20 protein-coding genes, 1 pseudogene and 1 riboswitch are annotated in these 21,949 nt (G+C 36.6%); of the genes and pseudogenes, 20 read left to right on the top strand and 1 reads right to left on the bottom strand.

Annotation, left to right across the window (positions count from 1 at the left end; genetic code table 11):
- The first annotated feature begins 29 nt into the window (after positions 1–29).
- Positions 30–1,193, top strand: coding sequence for a radical SAM family heme chaperone HemW (hemW, locus tag OL234_RS07110; protein ID WP_275468553.1), 1,164 nt, complete (start codon positions 30–32; stop codon positions 1,191–1,193).
- 36 nt (positions 1,194–1,229) lie between these two features.
- Here the strand turns inward: hemW and OL234_RS07105 are convergent, their stop codons facing one another.
- The gene (locus OL234_RS07105) at positions 1,230–2,759 is read right to left on the bottom strand and encodes a YfcC family protein (protein WP_275468552.1); all 1,530 of its coding nucleotides are present in this window, start codon (positions 2,757–2,759) and stop codon (positions 1,230–1,232) included.
- Between the two features lie 251 nt (positions 2,760–3,010).
- Here OL234_RS07105 and hrcA point away from each other — a divergent pair, with 251 nt between their 5' ends.
- The 19 genes and pseudogenes from hrcA (at position 3,011) to OL234_RS07015 (ending at position 21,945) form a co-directional block, all read left to right on the top strand.
- Positions 3,011–4,057, top strand: a complete 1,047-nt coding sequence (gene hrcA / locus OL234_RS07100; protein WP_275468551.1) for a heat-inducible transcriptional repressor HrcA — start codon at positions 3,011–3,013, stop codon at positions 4,055–4,057.
- Between the two features lie 22 nt (positions 4,058–4,079).
- Positions 4,080–4,661 (top strand): nucleotide exchange factor GrpE, encoded by a 582-nt coding sequence (gene grpE / locus OL234_RS07095; RefSeq protein WP_275468550.1) that lies wholly within the window; start codon positions 4,080–4,082, stop codon positions 4,659–4,661.
- Between the two features lie 57 nt (positions 4,662–4,718).
- Positions 4,719–6,551: a molecular chaperone DnaK gene (gene dnaK, locus OL234_RS07090; RefSeq protein WP_275468549.1), complete on the top strand. Its 1,833-nt coding sequence runs from the start codon at positions 4,719–4,721 to the stop codon at positions 6,549–6,551.
- A gap of 160 nt (positions 6,552–6,711) precedes the next feature.
- Positions 6,712–7,854 (top strand): molecular chaperone DnaJ, encoded by a 1,143-nt coding sequence (gene dnaJ / locus OL234_RS07085; protein ID WP_275468548.1) that lies wholly within the window; start codon positions 6,712–6,714, stop codon positions 7,852–7,854.
- 531 nt (positions 7,855–8,385) lie between these two features.
- Complete coding sequence (locus tag OL234_RS07080) at positions 8,386–8,883, top strand: ECF transporter S component (protein WP_275468547.1); 498 nt, start codon at positions 8,386–8,388, stop codon at positions 8,881–8,883.
- A gap of 24 nt (positions 8,884–8,907) precedes the next feature.
- Positions 8,908–9,993: a threonine-phosphate decarboxylase CobD gene (cobD, locus tag OL234_RS07075; protein ID WP_275468546.1), complete on the top strand. Its 1,086-nt coding sequence runs from the start codon at positions 8,908–8,910 to the stop codon at positions 9,991–9,993.
- Positions 9,986–10,348, top strand: a pseudogene (locus OL234_RS11005) (GHMP family kinase ATP-binding protein); the annotation flags it as partial. The gene cobD and the pseudogene OL234_RS11005, both read left to right, overlap by 8 nt.
- A gap of 477 nt (positions 10,349–10,825) precedes the next feature.
- A riboswitch (cobalamin riboswitch) is annotated at positions 10,826–11,039 on the top strand.
- A gap of 112 nt (positions 11,040–11,151) precedes the next feature.
- The gene (locus OL234_RS07070; RefSeq protein WP_275468545.1) at positions 11,152–12,531 is read left to right on the top strand and encodes a cobyrinic acid a,c-diamide synthase CobB; all 1,380 of its coding nucleotides are present in this window, start codon (positions 11,152–11,154) and stop codon (positions 12,529–12,531) included.
- Positions 12,528–13,490 (top strand): adenosylcobinamide-phosphate synthase CbiB, encoded by a 963-nt coding sequence (gene cbiB / locus OL234_RS07065; RefSeq protein WP_275468544.1) that lies wholly within the window; start codon positions 12,528–12,530, stop codon positions 13,488–13,490. Before OL234_RS07070 ends, cbiB begins: the two co-directional genes overlap by 4 nt.
- 26 nt (positions 13,491–13,516) lie before the next feature.
- Complete coding sequence (locus OL234_RS07060) at positions 13,517–14,170, top strand: cobalt-precorrin-8 methylmutase (RefSeq protein ID WP_275468543.1); 654 nt, start codon at positions 13,517–13,519, stop codon at positions 14,168–14,170.
- Positions 14,170–15,294, top strand: a complete 1,125-nt coding sequence (gene cbiD, locus OL234_RS07055) for a cobalt-precorrin-5B (C(1))-methyltransferase CbiD (protein WP_275470125.1) — start codon at positions 14,170–14,172, stop codon at positions 15,292–15,294. The genes OL234_RS07060 and cbiD overlap by 1 nt, the downstream gene beginning before the upstream one ends.
- Entirely contained in the window at positions 15,291–15,896 is a 606-nt protein-coding gene (locus OL234_RS07050; RefSeq protein WP_275468542.1) for a cobalt-precorrin-7 (C(5))-methyltransferase, read from the top strand. Before cbiD ends, OL234_RS07050 begins: the two co-directional genes overlap by 4 nt.
- Positions 15,889–16,440, top strand: a complete 552-nt coding sequence (locus tag OL234_RS07045; RefSeq protein WP_275468541.1) for a decarboxylating cobalt-precorrin-6B (C(15))-methyltransferase — start codon at positions 15,889–15,891, stop codon at positions 16,438–16,440. Before OL234_RS07050 ends, OL234_RS07045 begins: the two co-directional genes overlap by 8 nt.
- 10 nt (positions 16,441–16,450) lie before the next feature.
- Positions 16,451–17,203 carry a cobalt-precorrin-4 methyltransferase gene (locus tag OL234_RS07040; protein WP_275468540.1) on the top strand — a complete coding sequence of 251 codons (753 nt, stop codon included), beginning with the start codon at positions 16,451–16,453 and terminating at the stop codon, positions 17,201–17,203.
- 4 nt (positions 17,204–17,207) lie between these two features.
- Positions 17,208–18,299 (top strand): cobalt-precorrin 5A hydrolase, encoded by a 1,092-nt coding sequence (locus tag OL234_RS07035; protein WP_275468539.1) that lies wholly within the window; start codon positions 17,208–17,210, stop codon positions 18,297–18,299.
- Position 18,300: 1 nt separating this feature from the next.
- Positions 18,301–19,026, top strand: a complete 726-nt coding sequence (gene cobJ / locus OL234_RS07030; protein ID WP_275468538.1) for a precorrin-3B C(17)-methyltransferase — start codon at positions 18,301–18,303, stop codon at positions 19,024–19,026.
- Entirely contained in the window at positions 19,023–19,778 is a 756-nt protein-coding gene (gene cobK / locus OL234_RS07025) for a precorrin-6A reductase (RefSeq protein ID WP_275468537.1), read from the top strand. Before cobJ ends, cobK begins: the two co-directional genes overlap by 4 nt.
- Positions 19,775–21,172: a uroporphyrinogen-III C-methyltransferase gene (cobA, locus tag OL234_RS07020; RefSeq protein WP_275468536.1), complete on the top strand. Its 1,398-nt coding sequence runs from the start codon at positions 19,775–19,777 to the stop codon at positions 21,170–21,172. Before cobK ends, cobA begins: the two co-directional genes overlap by 4 nt.
- Positions 21,169–21,945, top strand: a complete 777-nt coding sequence (locus OL234_RS07015; RefSeq protein WP_275468535.1) for a sirohydrochlorin cobaltochelatase — start codon at positions 21,169–21,171, stop codon at positions 21,943–21,945. Before cobA ends, OL234_RS07015 begins: the two co-directional genes overlap by 4 nt.
- The last annotated feature ends 4 nt before the right edge of the window (positions 21,946–21,949 follow it).

The raw sequence follows: 21,949 nt of genomic DNA, 5'->3' as shown, positions 1-21,949 counted from the left end.
TTTAAGAAAAGTATGGAGGTCAGAAAAAGATGACATTAAGCGAGAAAAATCAAGAGATCATACGAACATCTGCATATATCCATATCCCATTTTGTGAACATATTTGTTACTATTGTGATTTTAATAAAGTTTTTTTAGAAGGGCAGCCGGTGGATGAATATATTCAAGCCTTAATCAAAGAAATTCGTTTGAAAAAAGTTAAGTACCCTTCGGATGAAGCTGAAACAATTTATATTGGAGGAGGGACACCGACTTCCTTATCAGCTAAACAATTAGATGTACTATTAGCAGGAATTAGACAAGAGCTGCCTTTCGATGATCGTAATGAGTTTACTGTAGAAGCTAATCCAGGTGATTTAACGGCTGAAAAATTAGCTGTTTTAAAAAATTACGGGGTCAATCGTTTATCGATGGGGGTTCAATCTTTTGATGACCGTTTATTAAAAAAAATTGGTCGAAAACATTCAGCTCAAGATGTTTTTGACACTATGAAAGTTATTGATCAAGCAGGTTTTGATAATGTTAGTATTGATTTGATTTATGCACTACCAGGTCAAACAATTGAAAATTTTGAAGATACGTTACAAAAAGCTTTGGCTTTAGATTTACCCCACTATTCTTTATACTCGTTAATTTTAGAAAATAAAACAATGTTTAATAATTGGGCGCGTCAAGGTCGATTAAATCTGCCAACAGAAGATGTTGAAGGGGATATGTTTGATTTAGCAGCCGTCTATATGGAAAGAGCGGGCCGAATGAAATATGAAATTAGTAATTTTTCACTTCCAGGTCACGAAAGTCAACATAATTTAATCTATTGGGATAATAAACATTACTATGGATTTGGAGCTGGGGCTAGTGGTTACGTTGGAAATATAAGGTATCGGAATCATGGACCTATTCAACATTATTTACAACCGTTAAAGGAAAATAAATTACCCGTTATTGAAGTAGAAGAATTAACGCTCAAACAAAAAATGGAAGAAGAGATGTTTTTGGGCTTACGAAAAGTTGAGGGAGTATCTTATCGGAAATTCACTGAAAAATATGGTTGTGACTTGGAAGATATTTATGGCGAGGTTATCGGAAGACTAGTTGAGTCAGACTTGCTTAAAGAGTTAGATGGCTATATTAAATTGACCGACCGTGGTTTGATATTAGGAAATGAAGTGTTTCAACAATTTATAGATTAAAAAAAGTCTGACAACTGTCAGACTTTTTTATTTTAGTTAAATATAAACACCAACGCCAAGTAAAACAATGGCTAATAGACCAATGGCAATCATTAATGGTGTAACAAATTTTAGCCACTTATCAAATGAAATATTGACCATCGCAAGTGAAGCTAAAACTAAACCAGTTGGGGTGATAAATGAAATGATACCTTGTCCCCAGTTGTAAGCATCCACAATCAATGAGCGATCTAAACCAACGACATCGGCAAGCGGTGCCATAACTGGCATTGATAATACGGCTAAACCTGATGATGATGGGATGAAGAAACCTAGTAAGATAAAGACAAAGAACATTACAGTTGTAAAGACAACCCCACTCATATGTGACACACCTGTACTTAACCATTGCATCAACGTATCGCTAATTTTAGCATCTTCCATGATAATCGTTACGCCACGTGCCAAGGCACAGACTAAAGCAACCCCAAGTAAATCAGCTGCTCCGGCAATAAATTCAGATACGAACGTTTTTTCACCTAATCCGCTAATGAAGGCCATGACAAAGGTAACACCTAAGAATAAGGCAGAAATTTCATCAAATGACCAACCATAATCTTTTACGCCAAAGACCATGATAATAAATGAACCAGCAAAAATTGAAAGTAGAATTTTTTTACGACTATCAAAAGTAGGAGCCTCAGCATCAGGATCTTGTGTTAAGAATTGAGCTTCTAATTCTGATTTTTGATCAAAGATAAGTGATTGACTAGCATCTTTTCTCACTTTTTCGGCATAACGTATTGTGTAAACGATACACATAATAGTTCCGACCACTAGCATGACCAAGCGAAGTCCCATACCATCTGTAAAGTTAATTCCAGCAGTATTTGAAGCGATAACTACTGAAAAAGGATTGACTGTTGAGGCCATTGAACCAATTGAACTTCCAAGATAAATTGTAGCAATCGCAACTAAGGCATCATATCCTGCTGCCATAAAAATGGGAACTAAAATAGGATAGAAAGCGACGGTTTCTTCTGCTAAACCAAAAGTTGTACCACCAATGGCAATTAAAGTAGAGATAATAATAATTAACCATTTTTCTTTACCATCTAATTTTTTAGATAGGGCATTCATTCCTGCAGTAAAGGCTCCTGTCTTATTAATCACACCAATGATTCCGCCTAAAATTAAAATAAATGTAACAATGCCAATGGAATCAGCTAAACCTTGAATCGGTGCGTGTAGAAAATTTTTGATGGCTCCAAATAATCCAGGACGTTTTTCGTCTAATTCTTGATAACTACCTGGGATAGCGACGGGTTTTGAAATCGAACCGTCTTCAAATTTTGCCAAATCAATTTTAATATCATGCTCATCTAAAATTGATTGGTTAGCCTTGATGGGGGCTTGTTCTTTACCGTTTACATCAGTAATAATGAATGCTTTTGACTCAGACTGATACTGAATGGTTTCAAACTTACCGGCAGGGATAAAATAAGTCAGGGCCATTACAAGTAGTAAGACGATTAAGATAACCGTATAGGCTGAGGGGAAACTAAATTTCTTTTTTTCTTTTACCATGTTAACAACTCCTTTAGTTTTTTTGTATCATGTTTATTATAGTAAGTTTTTTGTAATAGGACAATGGCTTCAGTTAAGAAACTACGATAAATAAAAAATTGAAAAAGGCGTTTTTTTAAGCTTTTAGCACTCTTGATGGCCGAGTGCTAAAAAAATAGAGGTTATCTATTGACAAAAAAGATGGCTCTTGGTATATTAATAATGTGATTAGCACTTAGAATGATTGAGTGCTAAAAAAAGAGGTGAGTAGGATGCTGACAGAGAGACAATTAAATATTTTGTATCTGATTATTCAGACCTACACATCAACTGGTGTGCCGGTCGGTTCTAAAACACTGATGAAAGAAGGTATTAAAGCTAGCTCAGCTACTATCAGAAATGATATGAGTGTATTAGAGGAGTTTGGCTTAATTGAGAAAAATCATTCATCATCAGGCCGTGTCCCATCAGTCAAAGGCTATCGTTTTTATGTTGATTATTTACTAAAGCCGTCAACCGTTAGTCAGGGTGAATTATCAGTGATCAAACAGTCCTTTGGCCAAGAGTTTCAAGCTATTGATGACATCATAGAACAGTCAGCTAAGATTTTATCTGAACTGACGAGTTATACGGCATTTTCATTAGGTCCAGAGGTCAAAGAGCGACGCTTGACAGGTTTTCGCATGGTACCGTTGAACAATCAACAATTAATGGCAATTATTGTCACCGATAAAGGCAATGTTGAAAGCCAGGTATTTACCATTCCTCAAGGTGTTTCCAGTGAAGATATTGAAAAAATGATTAAAATTATCAATGACAAATTAGTTGGTGAACCGCTGTTGACGGTCTATCATAAATTAAGAACAGAAATCCCAATGATTTTACAAAAATATTTCCAAACACCAACAGGGATGATGTCCTTGTTTGATAATATTTTGGGACAAGCTTTTGAAGAGCGAGTGTTTGTAGGCGGTAAAATGAATTTATTGGATTTTGACATTTTAACAGATGTTTCAGAATTTAAATCAATGTATTCATTGATGAATAATCAAGAACAAGTAGCGAGTCTAATTGTTCCACCGACAGATCAAATCGCGATTCGAATTGGTAATGAATTAGAAAATGAGTTATTAGAAAAAATGAGTTTAATCACGGCTTCTTATGAAGTACCGGGGCATGGTAAAGGGACAATTGCTTTATTAGGACCAACTAGTATGTCGTATTCTAAGATGTTTGGTTTAGTTGATGCTTTTAGAAATGAGCTCTCCCATGAGTTGACAGATTACTATCGCTCGTTAGATTCATCATCAATAATGTAGGATCAGAAAGGAAGTATCAAAAGTGACAGAAAACAAAGAAGAATTAAACAAGCAAGAGACAACTGAAGAGGTTGATGAAGAGACAAAAGCTAAGATTGATGAAATTTTAGGTGAAACAGAGGCAGATTTATCATCAGAAGAAGTGCCTGAAAAAACTAAAGAAGAATTGTTACAAGAACAACTTTCAGAAATGGAAGATAAATTTTTACGTGCACAAGCAGAAATTGCTAATATGCGTAATCGTAATATTAAAGATCGTGAAGCGGCAGCTAAATACCGTTCACAAGATTTAGGAAAAGAATTATTACCAGCTATTGATAACTTAGAACGAGCTCTTGCAATTGAAGTAACGGATGAGCAAGGAGAAAGTTTGAAAAAAGGGATTGAGATGGTTATGGAAAGTGTGTTACATGCCATGAAATCAGCTGGAATTGAAGAAATCTCAGCAATGGGTGAGATTTTTGATCCTAATTTACATCAAGCAGTTCAAACGGCTCCTGTCGAAGGAAATCAAAAATCAGATGAGATTATTAATGTCTTACAAAAAGGCTATATCTTACATGATCGAGTTTTAAGACCGAGCATGGTGATTGTTGCTCAATAAGAATAGCTGTATCATATAACTAATAAAAAAAATCAATTACTAAAGGAGAAATTAATTATGACTAAAATTATCGGAATTGACTTAGGAACAACTAACTCAGCAGTTGCAGTTTTAGAAGGTGGAGAAGCTAAAATTATCCCAAACCCAGAAGGTAACCGTACAACACCATCAGTAGTTTCATTTAAAAATGGGGAAATTCAAGTAGGGGAAGTCGCAAAACGTCAAGCTGTAACAAACCCTAATACAATTGCTTCAATCAAACGTTACATGGGTGAAGCTGGTTACAACGTTGAAGTTGAAGGTAAATCATATACACCACAAGAAATTTCAGCGATGGTTTTACAATACTTAAAAGGTTTTGCAGAAGATTATTTAGGCGAGCCCGTTACAAAAGCAGTTGTAACAGTTCCGGCTTACTTTAATGATGCACAACGTCAAGCAACAAAAGATGCGGGTAAAATTGCTGGTTTAGAAGTAGAACGTATTGTTAACGAACCAACTGCAGCAGCGCTTGCTTATGGTTTAGACAAAACAGATAAAGAAGAAAAAGTCTTAGTATTTGACTTAGGTGGCGGTACATTTGACGTATCTATCTTAGAATTAGGCGATGGTGTCTTTGATGTATTATCAACAGCTGGAGATAACCACTTAGGTGGAGATGACTTTGATGATAAAATTATGGACTACTTAGTTGCTGAGTTCAAAAAAGAAAATGGCATTGATTTGTCACAAGATAAAATGGCCGTACAACGCTTGAAAGATGCTGCTGAAAAAGCTAAAAAAGATTTATCAGGTGTTTCAAGCACACAAATTAGCTTACCATTTATTACAGCGGGAGAAGCAGGTCCTCTTCACTTAGAATTAAACTTAACTCGTGCTAAATTTGATGAATTAACATCAGACTTAGTCGAAAGAACTAAAATTCCAGTTCGTCAAGCACTTAAAGATGCCGGATTATCACAATCAGATATTGATGAAGTGATTTTAGTTGGTGGTTCAACACGTATTCCAGCAGTTGTTGAAGCGGTTCAACGTGAAACTGGTAAAGATGCTAATAAATCAGTAAACCCAGATGAAGTAGTAGCAATGGGTGCTGCTATCCAAGGTGGTGTGATTACTGGTGATGTTAAAGATGTGGTCTTATTAGATGTTACACCTTTATCATTAGGAATTGAAACAATGGGGTCAGTTTTCACTAAATTAATCGACCGTAATACAACAATTCCAACAAGTAAATCACAAGTCTTCTCAACAGCAGCAGACAATCAGCCAGCAGTAGATATTCATGTTTTACAAGGTGAACGTCCAATGGCGACAGATAACAAAACATTAGGTCGTTTCCAATTGACAGATATCCCAGCTGCACCGCGTGGTGTCCCACAAATCGAAGTAACATTTGATATTGATAAAAATGGTATCGTAAATGTTTCTGCCAAAGACTTAGGAACACAAAAAGAACAAACTATTACAATCAAATCTTCTTCAGGTTTATCAGATGAAGAAATTGAAAAAATGGTGAAAGATGCTGAAGCTAATGCCGAAGCGGATAAAGCGCGTAAAGAAGAAGTTGATTTACGCAATGAAGTCGACTCATTATTATTCACTGTTGATAAAACTTTAAGTGAATTAGAAGGTAAAGTTGAAGAAGAAGAAGTTAAAAAAGCAGAAGTAGCTCGCGATGAATTAAAAGCAGCTGTTGAAGCCAATGATTTAGAACAAATGAAAGCTAAACGTGACGAATTAAATGAAATCGTGCAAGCTTTAACAGTTAAATTATACGAACAAGCAGCAGCCGCTCAAGGTGGAGCTGAAGGAATGGATCCTAATGCCCCTCAAGGAAGTGCTGATGATGTTGTAGATGCTGACTTTGAAGAGGTTGACGATAAATAAGTCGCTAACACATAATCCGGAAAAGCCAAAGCTATCAGTCTTTGGCTTTTCCTACTTATTAGCATAAAATTATGCTAGAACCTATTTGGAAAATCTTTATTTTATGGTATGATTATTAAGCTTTGAAAACAAAGGAAATTAGAGATGTGGAGGGGAACCCATGGCCAAAAGAGACTATTATGAAGTTCTGGGTGTGACCAAAAGTTCAACTGATGCGGAAATAAAAAAAGCGTATCGTAAACTTTCAAAACAGTATCATCCAGATATTAACAAAGAGGCAGATGCAGAAGATAAATTTAAAGAAATTTCAGAAGCCTATGAGATTTTAAGCGACCCCCAACGTAAGGCAGCATACGATCAATATGGGCATGCTGGAACAGACCCTAATTATGGTGGCGGTGCTGGTGGCTTTGGTGGCTTCGGCGGTGGTGCTGCTGGTTTTGGTGGCTTTGAAGATATTTTTGAATCATTTTTTGGTGGCGGCGGCGGTCGTTCTGCTAATCCAAATGCGCCTCGTCAAGGATCAGATTTACAATATTCATTTGATCTGAAATTTGAAGATGCTATTTTTGGGATTGAAAAAACAATTCAATATAATCGTGAAGATACTTGTACAACTTGTGATGGGTCTGGTGCTAAAGCCGGCACAAGCCCTAAGACATGTGGCAAGTGTCATGGACAAGGAACGATTAATGTTGAACGTCAAACACCTTTAGGTCGTGTAATGACACGCCAAACTTGTGACGAATGTCAAGGACAAGGGCAAACGATTGACACGCCATGTACAGATTGTCATGGGACTGGTCGTATTAAGAAAAAACATTCTGTTAAAGTGAATGTCCCTGCTGGAGTTGAAGATGGACAACAAATGCGCTTATCAGGACAAGGAGAAGCCGGTATCAATGGTGGTCCTCATGGTGATTTATTTGTTGTTTTCCGCGTAGAAGATAGTGATTTATTCGATCGTGATGGTTCAGAAATTTATTACGAATTACCGTTGAGCTTCTCTCAAGCAGCATTAGGTGATGAATTGGAAGTACCAACTGTGCATGGTAAAGTGAAGTTGAAAATACCTGCAGGGACGCAAACAGGAACAACATTCCGTTTGCGTGGTAAAGGAGCACCTAAACTGCGTGGTACTGGAACAGGTGATCAACAAGTGACTGTTCGTATCTTAACACCTAAAAACTTAAACGAAGCTCAAAAAGATGCTTTACGTGCATTTGCTGAAGCTGGTGGCGATAAAGTTGCAGAGCAAGAAGAAGGTTTTTTTGATAAAATGAAAGACGCTTTTAAACGTTAAAAAAAGAGCTAAGAAACCTTAAGGGATTCTTAGCTCTTTTTTTTTGTCATGTTGTCATAATGTAAAAAGAATACTATCACAATAAGCAAACTAATTAGGCCTTTAAAAATAAGGGATTTCGGGTCATTAATAGTTAGTTATAAATAAATAATAGCAAGATTGTGAAAAAATGTTTAAAAAGTCTTGATTAGTAAGAGCGCTTTCTGTATACTTTGAATATCGAGTTTAATGATGGACGTAAGGAAATGAGGTTAAATGCCTCAGCAGACCCTTTCTACTGTAATACTGATGAAATTTTGACTTGGCCATTTTAAGTGGAAGTGAAAAGAGTAAAGTGACGTAAAGCCAGATTACTTGCGCCGACATTATCAAACAGACAAAGCTATTGGGATTTTGTCTTGTAATTTGTGAAAGTCACTGTTGATTGTTTGCTTAATTACAAGACATTCTGTGGGAGATCAGAGTGTCTTTTTTGTCGTATCTTTTTTGATAGGGCTAAATTAATAGTTATTTTTGTAAGGAGGAGAGGCAATGACAACTAAGAAATTGACTTGGGTAAGCATGCTACTAGCAATGTGTGTATTAGGGGCTAATTTTAAATTATTAGGCTCAATTGCGTTAGACTCATTTCCAGCCTTTTTAGGGGCGATGATTTTAGGTCCAGTTTATGGTGCTTTTTTAGGAATTGCTGGCCATTTTGTTTCAGCTCTATTAGCTGGCTTTCCACAAACGTTACCGATTCATATCATAATTGGTTTTTTAATGGGAATTTGTATGTTTATTTTTGGTCTAGTTCGAAAAAAAGCAATGGGTGATGGTATTATGGTTAAAGCTGTGAGTTGGTTAATAGCCTATATTGTCAGTGTTCCATTGAATTTATTAATTTTGTATCCTGTTCTACACGAGGTTGTCTTCGTATTATTTGTTCCGCTAACAATTGCAACGTTGGCAAATTTACTCATATCAGAATTAGTCTATGCTGTTTTGCCAAGTAAAATAAAAAACTTTGGTCAAAGTAAAGTTGTTTAACATTAAGTATAGTGGAGGATTGTAATGAGTAAGCACGGAGGAAATCGCGAGGAAGTAGCAGAATTAATGGGGATTAGTAGTGAAAGTCTCATTGACTTTAGTGCTAATATTAATCCCTTAGGTTTATCAAAACAATTAGTAAGAGAATTGAGAGAAAAAATTCCAGAATTAATTCACTATCCGGATAGTGAATATCGTAAATTAAAACAAGTCCTATCAATACATCATCAACTAGCAAGCAACCAGATTTTACCAGGTAATGGTGAAGCTGAAATTATTTATTTACTTGCGCAGGCAATGAGGCCACAGCATGTGTTATTGTTAGCCCCCACATTTTCTGAGTACGAAGAGGCATTCAGTTTAGTTAAAAGTAAGTTTACTTATTTTGATTTGTTAGAAGAAGAATTATTTAAATTAAATGACTCACGTTTTAGACAAGTACTCAAAGAAACCCCTGAAATAGATTGCATCTGTTTATGTCAACCTAATAACCCCACGGGTCAGTTATTAACTAAAGAATGGTTATTAACACTATTAGCTTACTGCGACGAAAAAAACATTTCATTAATATTAGACGAAGCTTTTATGGATTTTATTCCAAATAGTGAGAATTATACATTGATAAAGGCTATTAATAAAAGTAAAAATTTATTTATCTTACGTTCTTTAACTAAATTTTATGCCTTACCAGGTTTGCGATTAGGTTACATTGTAACTGATAACCAAGACATAATTGAAAGTATGAAAGAGTATCAAGTACCATGGAGTATCAATACCTTAGCAGATTATGCTGGACAAGTTGTTTTTAATGACCCAGCTTATCAAAAGGCAACGTTGGATTTGGTTGAGAAAGAAAAAGTATATTTAGAAACTGAATTAAAAAAAATAGCGGCGGTAACAGTCTTTCCCTCCTCAGTCAATTATATCTTATTAAAAATTACAGAGCCTAAAACGGTGAAAGAGCAACTATTAAAAGCCGGATTGTTGATAAGATCTTGTAGTAATTATCGTGGACTGGATGGGACTTATTATCGAATTGCTGTTAAAAATCATGAGCAAAACAGTTATCTCATCCAAGAGTTATTAAAGGTATGTATGGCTAATGACTAGATGGGTGAAAGTGAGTTGTCCAGGAACTTGTGGCGAGTTATTCCAAGGTTACTTAGGTGAGAAGGAGTACCTCGTAACCTTACCAATTAAACGTTATAGTCAGATGACTATCAGTGAGTCGAAGGAACTATCTCTGGCTGTGGGCGACAAGGCTAAGCAAGCATTTTATTTAACTTGTCAGTATTTTGGATACGGTCCAACTAACTATCCGTTAGTCAAGGTCACAAGGCAATCAGACCTGAGTATTGGTAAAGGGATGGCTAGCAGTACGGCTGATATTATGTCAATGATTTATGGGACAGCGGCTTATCTCAAACAGAACATAACAGAAGCTATCGCAATGAAAATCTGTTGTAATATCGAAAAAACAGACAGTCTGATTTATCAGGAGTTAACAGTTATGTCACCAAGCGATGGTCATATTTATCACCAATCCTCTTGGATTCCCCGTTATCGACTAATTATATTAGAAGGTAACGCCACCTTAGATACTGAAAAATTTCATAAGTTACGTAATGAACGATTAGCAAAATCACAAGAAATAGCTTATCGCCAAATTTTTCAGAATTATCAAACAGCTTTGGAAAAAAAATCAGAAACAATGGTAGCTAAGATAGCTACCGCCAGTAGTCAATTGAATCAAGAATTATTAGCAAAGCCTTTATTTAAACAGATTGAGCTCTTGGCCAATCGTTATAGTGCTCTCGGTATTATGGTTGCCCATAGTGGGACAGCTATCGCCTTGATGTTTTCCTTAGATCAAGTTATACCGATAGAATTATATGATGAATTTAAAAAAAGAGAGTTTCAAGGTGACTACTCGTATAGTTATGAAGTGGAGACCACAAGAGGTGGTGTTACGATTCTAACTAATGACAATTAAATAGATTAGCCAAAAGAGTCAGGGAAAAAGGTGTAAATCCTTTGCAGCCCCTAGCTACTGTAAGATTGACGAACTCAATGGATACCACTGGACGTTAGTTCCGGGAAGGATTGATAGTAGGATGATATTAAGTCAGGATACCTGCCTTTTGGTGACTAAGAAATTTCTGAGGGTGCTTATTTCTTAGTTGTCTTTGTTGTACCAAAAAACACCCTCAGTTACTAAATTTGAGGGTGTTTTTTGTTTTAGGAATTAATTTTAAGGAGGGGATAGTCATGAAAAAAATTGTGATAGCCGGAACTGGTAGTGGTGTTGGTAAAACGACGATCACCTTAGGGATTATGGCGGCATTACAGCAAAAAGGTTTAAGTGTGCAGCCTTTTAAAGTGGGACCGGACTATATAGACACGGCTTACCAAACAAAAGTAACAGGCAGAGCGAGTCGTAACTTAGATTCGTTTTTAATTCAGAACGATGACGTATTAAACTATTTATTTGAAAAAGAAGCTGAAAAGGCTGATATCTCAATAATTGAAGGTGTGATGGGTCTATATGATGGCTTAGGTATTGACAAAGATAACTGTTCTACGGCATCGGTTGCAAAAAAAATCGATGCTCCTGTTATTTTAGTGATTGATGGTAAAGCTACTTCGACATCAGTTGCAGCTATTGTAAAAGGTTTTGTTGAATTTGATCCAGATTTAAATTTAGCTGGCGTGATTTTAAATCGAATCGCTAGTGACAATCACTATGGCTTAGTTAAAGCTAGTATAGAACGTTATACCGATATCCCAGTTTTAGGTTATCTAGGAAAAAATGCGATGGTAAGTTTGCCTTCTCGCCAATTAGGTTTGGTGCCAGAAGGAGAGATAGACAATCTAAGTGCTATGATTACGGATTTAGGTCAGACACTAACTCAAACGATTGATCTAGATAAGTTAATTGAATTAGCAACTGATGATACCTATCAAGGTGCGGATCAACGTCGATCTAAACTGCAAGCTTATTATAAGCCAGTCAAGCAATCGACAACGGTTGCTTATGCTCTTGATGAGGCTTTTCATTTTTACTATCAGGATAATTTAGAATTAATGGCAGAAAAAGGAGTGACATTAATTCCCTTTAGTCCAATGAATGATGACGTTTTACCAGAGGCGGATCTTTATTATATTGGTGGTGGCTATCCGGAAGAATTTGCGGAAGAGTTGGCAGCCAATCAGGGAATAAAATCAGGCCTATTAGCAAAATCTAAGGCAGGTGTTCCAATCTATGCTGAATGTGGTGGGTTAATGTATTTAGGTGAGTCCCTTGAGGTGAATGAAAAAAGCTATGAAATGGTAGGTGTTTTTAAAGGGATTAGTCGCATGACTTCTGGCTTAAAACGCTTTGGCTATTGCCAAGCTCAAGCAACTACAGCAACGACACTGGCTCCGGCTAAAACTGTAATTTACGGGCATGAATTTCATCATTCTATTTTCGAGACGACTGAAACTCCTATTATGACGTTAGAGAAATGGCGAGATGGGGAAATGATTAAAACTTGGCAAGGTGGTTATTTAAAAAATAATACGTATGCTAGTTACTTACATGTCCATTTCTTTCAACATCCAGAGTTATTAGATTGGTTTTTATCAAGGAGTCGTGTTGAAAGATGATAGAGAATAGTCTGGTGGTTGTTGGTGCCTTTCTTTTGGATAGTCTGTTAGGAGATCCCTATACATGGCCACATCCAGTAAAATTAATTGGAAATAGTATCGCTTTTTTAGATAATTTTATTCAAAAAAACATTAAAAATAAACAGGTGAAATATGTAGCCGGTCTTTTTCTGTGGCTAATTATTGTTTTAGGGACGGGACTTGTCACGATAACGTTATTAAAAGTGGCAACCTCAATCCATCCAGTTATCGGTTTACTAGTTAGTCTCTACCTGAGTTATACAACATTAGCTATGAAAAGCTTAGCTTTTGAAGGGAAAAAAATGATTAAGGTATTAAAAGAGGGTAGTTTAGAAGAGGCACGGAAGCAAGTAGGCATGATTGTTGGACGAGACACGTCTGAGTTAAATAAAAAAGAAATTTGCCAAGCCACAATCGAGACGATTGCTGAAAATACTAATGATGGTATGATTGCTCCTTTATTTTACTTAGTAATTGGTGGTCCCGTCTTAGGTATGATGTATAAGGCAGTTAATACGTTGGATTCGATGGTGGGGTATAAAAATAAGAAACATTTAGAAGTAGGGGCAGTTTCAGCCATTCTCGATGACGTCTTCAGCTTTATTCCCGCCCGTATTACATGGTTGTTGATGATGCTTTTGAGTTTTATCTTACCATTTGACGGGCGTAATGCTGTCAAAATAGGATGGCGTGATCGTTATAATCATAAGAGTCCTAACAGTGCTTTTCCAGAAGCTGTAGTTGCAGGAGCCTTAGGTATTCAATTAGGTGGCACTCATTTATATCACGGTGTAGAAGTTTATAAACCCACGATTGGTGAGAACTTAAAAGCAGTTGATTACGAAGATATTGTAAAAACAAATCAGTTATTATATGAGACGAGTTTCGTCGCATTATTAATATTTAGTACGATTAAATTTATGGTTATGGGGAATTAAGCCTCAGCCAAACAAGGAGACTTATAATGAAAACAAGAGACTATCAACAAAACCCGCACTTAATTGAAAAAGAAAGTTTTATTATTATTCAATCAATTATTGATGAGTTAGAACCGGACTACACTTTTGAAACACCTGTTCATGAAGCAATTATAAAACGTGCTATTCACACAACAGCTGATTTTGATTATATGCATAGCTTATCTTTTACTCACGATGTAATTAAACGTATTCAAGAAGTTATTTTAAACGGTGGTACTATTTTTACTGATACAAATATGGCACTTAGTGGAATTAATAAGAAAAAATTAACGGATTACGGTTGTGACTATTTCTGTTATGTCGGTGAACCTAAAGTAGCTGAAGTAGCCAAAGAAAAAGGAATCACTCGTTCGATGGCAGCGATTGAAGTTGCGGCGACTGTTCCAGGACTGAAATGTTTCGTCTTAGGGAATGCGCCAACAGCTGTCTATAAAATCTTAGAGATGCATGAAACAGGAGAGTTAGATGTTGCAGCTGTTGTCGGTGTTCCAGTAGGTTTTGTAGGTGCTGAAGAGTCTAAAGCGGAGCTAGCAACAAGTGATATTCCAGCAATTGCTGCATTAGGTAGAAAAGGTGGAAGTAATTTAGCAGCAGCTATTGTTAATGCTATTTTGTACAACATGCCGGAGCGTGATTAATCGTGGAAGAGTACGTCTACTATAATGGGAAAAAATTAAGAAAAGGTTACACAACTGGGACTTGCGCTAGTGCTGCTGCTTTAGCAGCTTTAAAAATGTTACTGTCTCGTGAAGAATTAGAAGCTATTTCAATCAAAACAGCTTCGGGTGTCGCCTTAACTTTACCGTTAGTCTCAGCTGAAATTCATGCAGATTATGGGATTGCAGCAATTGAAAAAGATGGGGGAGATGATGCTGACGCTACTCATGGGATGTGGATTTATGCTAAAGTCTCTCTCAATCAAACAGGAAGTATCACAATTGATGGGGGAGAAGGAATTGGAAGAGTGACAAAAGCCGGCTTACCAATTGAAGTGGGACAAGCTGCGATTAACCCAGTTCCTCGTAAGATGATTAAAGAAAGTTTGCTACCTTATCTACCAGAAAAGTGTGGTGCGGATGTCTTAATTTATGCCCCAGAAGGGCTGGAAAGAAGTCGGCAAACATTTAATAGTCGTTTAGGTATTATGGGAGGTATCAGCATTCTAGGCACAACAGGGGTTGTAACTCCCATGTCAGAAGAGGGGTGGAAAGCCTCTATTACCTTGGAATTAGAAATGAAGTACCAACAAGGGTTACGCCGGATTGTGTTAACTCCAGGTAATTACGGTGAAGAATTTGTTCACAATGCCATGAATATTCCAAGTGACAAGGTCGTTAATATGAGTAATTTTGTAGGATATGTTCTCAATGAAGTTCAAAGAATTGGCTTTGATGAGATTCTCATGGTGGGTCATATTGGCAAGTTTATTAAAGTTGCAGCTGGTATTTTCTCAACGCATAGTAAAGATGCGGATGCTCGTAATGAAATCCTAGTAGCTAATTTAGCCTTGCTAGGAGCTCCTACAGCAATGTTAAAAAAAGTCTATAGCTGTACGACGACTGAAGCAGCTGGAGATATTATTGAAGAGTACGGTTATGAAGAAGTTTATCAAATAATTGTTGATAAAATTAAAAAACGTAGTGAACTACTATTACGTTATAAAAAACGTGCGGTGGCGATTGAAGCAATCATGTTTTCATCACAACGTGGTCTATTGGCTAGCACGAAACCACTAGACGAGTTAGGGGAGACGTATCGATGATTACAATTGTAGGAATAGGTCCGGGGCGTCCGGAATTGATTTTAAATGCGGGCTTACAAGCGATAGAAGCAGCCGATTTAATTATCGGAAGTACTCGTCAACTTGCTAGTTTTCCGCAAGTATCAGAAGAAAACAAATGTGAATTACCAAAAAAATTGTTAGCACTAAAAGATATCTTATTAGAAAATAAAACAAAAAAATGTGTTGTTTTAGCATCAGGAAATCCAATGCTTTATGGTATTGGTAATTGGTTAAGTGCTCAATTTGAAGAAGATGAGGTAGTGATCATTTCAGGAATCAGCGCTATCCAATATTTATTTGCCAAAATGAAACTCTCACAAAATGATTGTTATTTAACAAGTAGTCACGGTAAAGTTCCTGATTTAGAGTTGATTTTTAGTTTACCTAAAGTAGCTATGGTAACAGATGATAGTTGTGGGCCTTATCAATTGGCTCAAGCTTCATTAGTTAGTGGTAAATCTAAACGTTTTTTAATAGGCGAAAATTTAAGTTATCCAAATGAGCGAATAATGTGGTATGAAGCAAGTGAAGTCCCAGATAGAAAATATGAATTGAATGTGGTGGTGATAATTGATGCGTGATTCAGAATTTATTAGAGGAAAAGTCCCAATGACCAAAGAAGAAGTACGAGCAATTAGCTTAAGTAAATTAAACTTAGGAACAGCAGCAAGTTTGTTAGATGTAGGAGCCGGAACGGGTAGCGTAGGGTTACAAGCCGCTGTTGAATATCCTAATTTGACAGTTTTTGGTATTGAACAAAAAGAGATTGCAGTCGCATTAATTAATGAAAATAAAGAGCAATTTGGTTTGACTAACTATGAGGTAGCCCTAGGAAAGGCTCCGGTTGAGTTATCTCAACAATATGATCGGATTTTTATAGGAGGTAGCGGTGGTAACTTAGCCGAAATTATTCAATGGAGTTATGATCATTTACCTGAGAAGGGTATTTTAGTACTGAATTTTATTTTATTCGAAAATGCACTAGAAGCAATGAATGTATTGGAAGAGTCAGATTTTAAAGAAGTTGAGATGGTTCAAGTCGGAGTGGGCGATTGGACGAAACTAGGTAAGGGACATTATTTTAAACCACAAAATCAAACATTAATTATTTCGTGTGAAAAATAGGAGGATTATGATGAGTAAAGTACATTTTGTTGGTGCTGGACCTGGCGCCGTAGATTTAATTACATTAAAAGGGTATAAATTGTTATCTCAAGCAGATGTTGTCATCTATGCAGGATCATTAATTAATAAAGAGTTATTAAATTACTGTAAAGAAGGCTGTGAATTACATGACAGTGCTTCAATGCATTTGATGCAAATCATTGATGTCATGGACGAGTCAGTGAAAGCTGGTAAGGATGTTGTTCGTTTACAAACAGGTGATTTCTCAATATACGGATCAATTCGTGAGCAGACAGAAGAGATGAAGAAAAAAAATATTGAGTTCGATTGCATTCCAGGAGTTAGTTCATTCTTAGGTGCTGCATCAAGTATTGGGGCTGAATACACAGTCCCAGAAGTTTCTCAAAGTGTCATTATTACCAGAATGGCTGGCAGAACACCAGTACCAGATCGTGAATCATTACGTTCTTTTGCCCAACATAGAACGTCAATGGTGATTTTCTTGTCGGTCCAAGGGGTGGGTAAAGTGGTCTCTGAATTAATTGCAGGTGGTTATCCTGAAGAAACACCGGTCTGTGTTATCTATAAAGCAACTTGGGATGATGAGAAAAAAGTTCATGGTACCTTAGCAGATATTAAAGATAAAGTAATTGAAGCAGGGATTACTAAAACAGCCTTGATTATGGTAGGAGATTTCTTAGGGGAAGAGTTTTATTATTCAAAACTTTACCATCAAAAATTTAAACATGAGTTCCGTAAATAAGCTCATGGTTCAAAAGGATAAACAACTTGTTTACGAATCAGTAGCAATTGTTTCACTGACAGAAGCTGGGCGTCAGCAAGCTGAGTGTATCGAGACATTGTTTCAAGGAGCTGACAGCTATGTCACAGCTAAAAGAAAGAAACGTGTGTCAGAAAAACTTTTACCTAAGGCGAGTTTCAAAGAATCGCTTCAACAACTATTTGTTGATTACGATTACTTGATCTGTATTATGGCAACAGGCATCGTGGTTCGTAGTTTAGCGGCAGTTGTTGAGGATAAGCGTTATGACCCCGCTGTCTTGGTTCTAGATGAAAAAGCACAATGTGTCATCAGCTTATTGTCGGGTCATATTGGTGGCGGAAATGATTTAACACGGGAGTTAGCTGAGGCGCTTGGGGCAATCCCAGTTATCACAACCGCGACAGATACTCAAAATGTGACTGCTTTAGATTTGATTGCCAAATCTAGTAAAGCTAGTTACGAAAACTTCAGAGAAAAAACACTGATTTTTAATTCTTTATTAGCTGCTCATGGGACAGTAGGTTTTTATCAAGAAAATCCCTATATCAAGGACCTTAGAGGATTGACTGTCTTGGATAGCTTAGTAGAGATTCCAGAAAAATTAGATGGTTTAATTGTTGTTTCAACTAACAAAGAACCGAGTTGTTTTAAAACACTGACTATTCCAACTGTTCAAGTTGTACCTAAACACTATTTATTAGGAATGGGTAGTCGTAAAGATATTGCTAAAGAAATAGTGGCACAAGCATTTGCTAATTTTTGTGAGTTATACGATTTATCTCCTTTAAGTATTTCTAAGATTGTGAGTATTGACGTTAAAAAGAATGAAAAGGGGCTAATTGCTTTAGCAGACCAATTAGCTTGTCCGTTTGAAACTTATTCAAAAGATGTTTTAAAAGAAGCCTCCACGTATTATCCAAGTTCTGATTTCGTAAAAAAACAAGTTGGAATAGGAAATGTCGCCAGTTCTAGTGCTCATTATGCTAGTAATGGGCAAGTACTGACGGAGCGCTATAGTTACCAAGGTGTCACGATTGTATTAGCTAAAAAAGATAATAATGGAGGAATTGACTAATATGTTATATGTAATTGGATTAGGACCAGGTTCTAAAGAGATGATGTCTTACGAGGCAGTAGAAGCGATTGAAAAATGTGATGTTATCGTGGGTTATACGACATATGTTCGTATTATTAAAGAAATGTTAACAGATCAAGAAGTAGTCTCAACTGGAATGAAACGTGAAATTGATCGTTGTGAAAAAGCGATCGAAATAGCTTTAACAGGGAAAACAGTAGGCGTTATTTCAAGTGGTGATGCAGGAATTTATGGTATGGCTGGTTTAATTTTAGAGTTAGTTGGTAACCATGAAAAAGATTTAGAAGTTAAAGTGATTCCAGGTGTGACGGCTAGTATTGGGGGAGCTGCTTTATTAGGTGCGCCAATCATGCACGACTTCTGTCATATTAGTCTAAGTGATTTGTTAACACCCTGGGAAGTAATTGAAAAACGTCTACATGCAGCAGCTAGTTCTGATTTCGTTATTTGTTTGTATAATCCTCGTAGTAAAGGAAGACCCGATAATCTTGCTAAAGCCTTAAGCATTATTTCTGAATATAAATCGACAGAGACTTTGGTTGGAATTGCTAAAGATGTAGGGCGTAAGAAAGAACAAGCTATTGTAACAACCATTAATGAATTAGACGAAGAATTAGTTGATATGACAACGATTGTGATTGTTGGTAATAAAGAAACCTATTTAGCTAAAGGTAAGATGATAACACCACGAGGTTATAGTTTATGATTTTGTTATTAGGTGGGACATCAGATGCTGAAAAAATTGCTCACCAATTAACTAAGTTAGAAAAACCATTTATTGTTTCTGTTGCAACTGACTATGGTGTGAGTGTGACAAAAAAATATACTGATAGTGTTTATCAAGGTCGGATGGATCAAGAACAGATGATTAAGTTTATCAAAGAACGTAAGATAACGTTAATTATTGATGGTACTCACCCATTTGCCAATTTGGTTTCAGAAAATGCTATTGCAGCTAGTGCTATCTCAAGTATTCCTTATTTGAGATATGAACGAGATACATGTCAAGAAATGTCTGGCGTTACGCATGTGGCAACTAGCCAAGAAGCGTGCGAATTGGCTTTAAAGACAACGGGTAAAATCTATCTTACGGTTGGAAGTAAAACAATGGCAGAGTATGTTGCTCAACTGCCTTTGGAGCGAATTAAGACCCGTGTCTTACCTGTGGTGAGTGTCATTAAAGAATTGTCAGCTTTAGGGCTTAATTCCGATCATATCGAAGCACTAAGAGGTCCGTTTTCAACGGAGTTGAATGTTGCCTTATTGAAAAATGCAGAAGCAAGTGTCTTAATAACAAAAGAAAGTGGTACAACCGGTGGTATTTTAGAAAAAAGTGAAGCCTGTAGGCAACTAGGTATTCCTTGTATCATGATTCAACGACCAAAAGTAGATTATCCACACGTTATTCACGACCCAGAAGACGTGTCAGATTGGTTAGTAAAGGAGTGGCATAAATGACAGGAATGATTTCGTTAGTAGGAGCAGGGCCAGGAGATTGTGAGTTATTGACTGTAAAAGGTCAAAGACGTTTGAAAGAAGCGGATGTTGTAGTATACGACAGATTAGTTAATCGTGAATTGTTGAGTTTAGTTAATCCAAATTGTGAATTAATCTATGTCGGAAAAGAGCCTCAGTATCATCCCGTTCCTCAAGATCAAATTGCAGATATTTTAATTGAAAAGGCTCAGAAAAATCAAAAAATTGTTCGGTTAAAAGGGGGTGACCCCTATGTCTTTGGACGTGGTGGTGAAGAAGGAGCTGCCTTATTAGAGCAAGGTATTTCATTTGAAGTGGTACCTGGTATTACTTCAGCTATTGGTGGACTTGCCTATGCAGGTATCCCGATTACTCATCGTTATGTAGCAGGTTCATTCCATGTTATTACCGCTCATCGAGGGAAAGAAGGACTAGATATTGATTGGCCTGTCATTGCCAAACTTTCAGGGACCTTAGTTTTTCTAATGGGAGTTTCAGAACTAGCAACCATCTCTCAAGAACTTCAGGCTAATGGTAAAGCCGAGTCAACACCAATTGCTTTAGTCCACTGGGCAACAAGAAGCAAGCAACAAACAGTCGTAGGCGATTTGACCAATATTTGTCAAAAAGTAGCGGAAGCTAAGATTACTTCTCCTAGTTTAATTGTTGTAGGTGAGGTCATTACGTTACGTGATACATTAAATGTATTTGAATCCCGTTCTTTATTTGGAAAACAACTATTGATGCCAATGACCGCTCACCAACGTTTGGCCCATCGTTTGACAGATGAGGGTGCATCAGTTGTGACTTATCCTAGTGCTCAAAGAGTAGAGACTCAGTGGGAATTACCAAAGATTTCCGATAAAGAATTAGTATTTACAGATGCTAAAAGTTGGTCGGCCTTTATTAAAAAGTGGTACGACAAAGGGAATGATATTAGAAATCTACCTCAAGGGATTAGTGGTGTCGGACACCATACGTGTCAAGCTTTGGCACAATCAGGCATTCAATTAAAACAAAGTGGGTTGAGTTTATCAGAGTTAAGGCTAACTAATGAGATGATTATTTTTGGTTCAGATCGTGAAGAAAAAATAAGTGAACAGGCTAATATACCTCTTATAAAAACGCATATACGCGTATATGATCAGCGAATTAAAGCTGAACTAACAGAAGTATCAGCTATTTGTTTGCCTCATTCTCAAGCGGCGGAAGATTTACTACATTACTATCAATTAAGTGAGTTAGAAAACTTACCTATCATTACAATGGGCGAACAAACAGCTAGTGTTTTAAAAGAACAGGGACTAATGGTGTATCAAACTAGTGAGCCTAGTTTTGATGCTATTATTAATAAAATTCAGGAGGTATTATTATGAAGAAAGCAATTTTAGTTGTCAGTTTTGGCACAACTTATCCGGAAACACGAAAAAAAACAATTGAGGCATGTGAAACACGCATTGCGCAGGTTTATCCAGAGTATGATATGCATCGTGCTTTTACGTCTAACATGGTAATTGGTCGGATTAAAAAACAAGAAGGACTTAGCATTAATACGACTACACAAGCCTTGAAAAAACTAAAAAGTGAAGGCTATGAAGAAGTGATTGTTCAACCTTTACATGTGATTACTGGTAGTGAATATCATAAAATTTTAAAACAGGCTAGTGCTTTTAAAAATGATTTTGAAAAATTTGAAATTAGCCGTCCATTATTAACGTATCACCGTGATTATGAAAAAGTAATCGTAGCATTAAAAGAGTTGACAGCCCCTTTAAAAGAACATGAAGCAATGGTTTTAATGGCTCATGGTTCAGAACACCCATCATTTGCAACGTATGCTTGTCTAGATCATATGATGAAAGAAGAACCTGTCCAAATTTGTTGTGTTGAAAGTTATCCTCATTTAGAGGGGACAATTGCTGAATTAAAAGCGCAAGGTAAAACGCACTTACATCTGTATCCCTTTATGTTAGTAGCAGGTGATCATGCCACTAAAGACATGGCATCTGACGAGGAAGATTCATGGAAATCTCAATTAATTAGAGCAGGATTTGTAGTAGAACCACATTTAGTGGGGTTAGGTGAAAGCCCAAAAATTCAAGATATTTATTTATCTCATCTTCAAGAAATCATGACGAAAGAGGCCTAAAAAA

Origin of the sequence: Vagococcus intermedius (assembly GCF_029144185.1) — a bacterium.
Classification (GTDB): domain Bacteria; phylum Bacillota; class Bacilli; order Lactobacillales; family Vagococcaceae; genus Vagococcus_D; species Vagococcus_D intermedius.
The sequence above is the reverse complement of the archived record's forward strand: the minus strand, read 5'-3'. Positions and strand labels throughout refer to the sequence as shown.

Coding starts and splice junctions, on each gene's coding strand:
- hemW (WP_275468553.1), top strand. CDS start 30: ATGACATTAAGCGAGAAAAATCAAGAGATCATACGAACATCTGCATAT.
- OL234_RS07105 (WP_275468552.1), bottom strand. CDS start 2,759: ATGGTAAAAGAAAAAAAGAAATTTAGTTTCCCCTCAGCCTATACGGTT.
- hrcA (WP_275468551.1), top strand. CDS start 3,011: ATGCTGACAGAGAGACAATTAAATATTTTGTATCTGATTATTCAGACC.
- dnaK (WP_275468549.1), top strand. CDS start 4,719: ATGACTAAAATTATCGGAATTGACTTAGGAACAACTAACTCAGCAGTT.
- dnaJ (WP_275468548.1), top strand. CDS start 6,712: ATGGCCAAAAGAGACTATTATGAAGTTCTGGGTGTGACCAAAAGTTCA.
- OL234_RS07080 (WP_275468547.1), top strand. CDS start 8,386: ATGACAACTAAGAAATTGACTTGGGTAAGCATGCTACTAGCAATGTGT.
- cobD (WP_275468546.1), top strand. CDS start 8,908: ATGAGTAAGCACGGAGGAAATCGCGAGGAAGTAGCAGAATTAATGGGG.
- OL234_RS07070 (WP_275468545.1), top strand. CDS start 11,152: ATGAAAAAAATTGTGATAGCCGGAACTGGTAGTGGTGTTGGTAAAACG.
- cbiB (WP_275468544.1), top strand. CDS start 12,528: ATGATAGAGAATAGTCTGGTGGTTGTTGGTGCCTTTCTTTTGGATAGT.
- OL234_RS07060 (WP_275468543.1), top strand. CDS start 13,517: ATGAAAACAAGAGACTATCAACAAAACCCGCACTTAATTGAAAAAGAA.
- OL234_RS07050 (WP_275468542.1), top strand. CDS start 15,291: ATGATTACAATTGTAGGAATAGGTCCGGGGCGTCCGGAATTGATTTTA.
- OL234_RS07045 (WP_275468541.1), top strand. CDS start 15,889: ATGCGTGATTCAGAATTTATTAGAGGAAAAGTCCCAATGACCAAAGAA.
- OL234_RS07040 (WP_275468540.1), top strand. CDS start 16,451: ATGAGTAAAGTACATTTTGTTGGTGCTGGACCTGGCGCCGTAGATTTA.
- OL234_RS07035 (WP_275468539.1), top strand. CDS start 17,208: ATGGTTCAAAAGGATAAACAACTTGTTTACGAATCAGTAGCAATTGTT.
- cobJ (WP_275468538.1), top strand. CDS start 18,301: ATGTTATATGTAATTGGATTAGGACCAGGTTCTAAAGAGATGATGTCT.
- cobK (WP_275468537.1), top strand. CDS start 19,023: ATGATTTTGTTATTAGGTGGGACATCAGATGCTGAAAAAATTGCTCAC.
- cobA (WP_275468536.1), top strand. CDS start 19,775: ATGACAGGAATGATTTCGTTAGTAGGAGCAGGGCCAGGAGATTGTGAG.
- OL234_RS07015 (WP_275468535.1), top strand. CDS start 21,169: ATGAAGAAAGCAATTTTAGTTGTCAGTTTTGGCACAACTTATCCGGAA.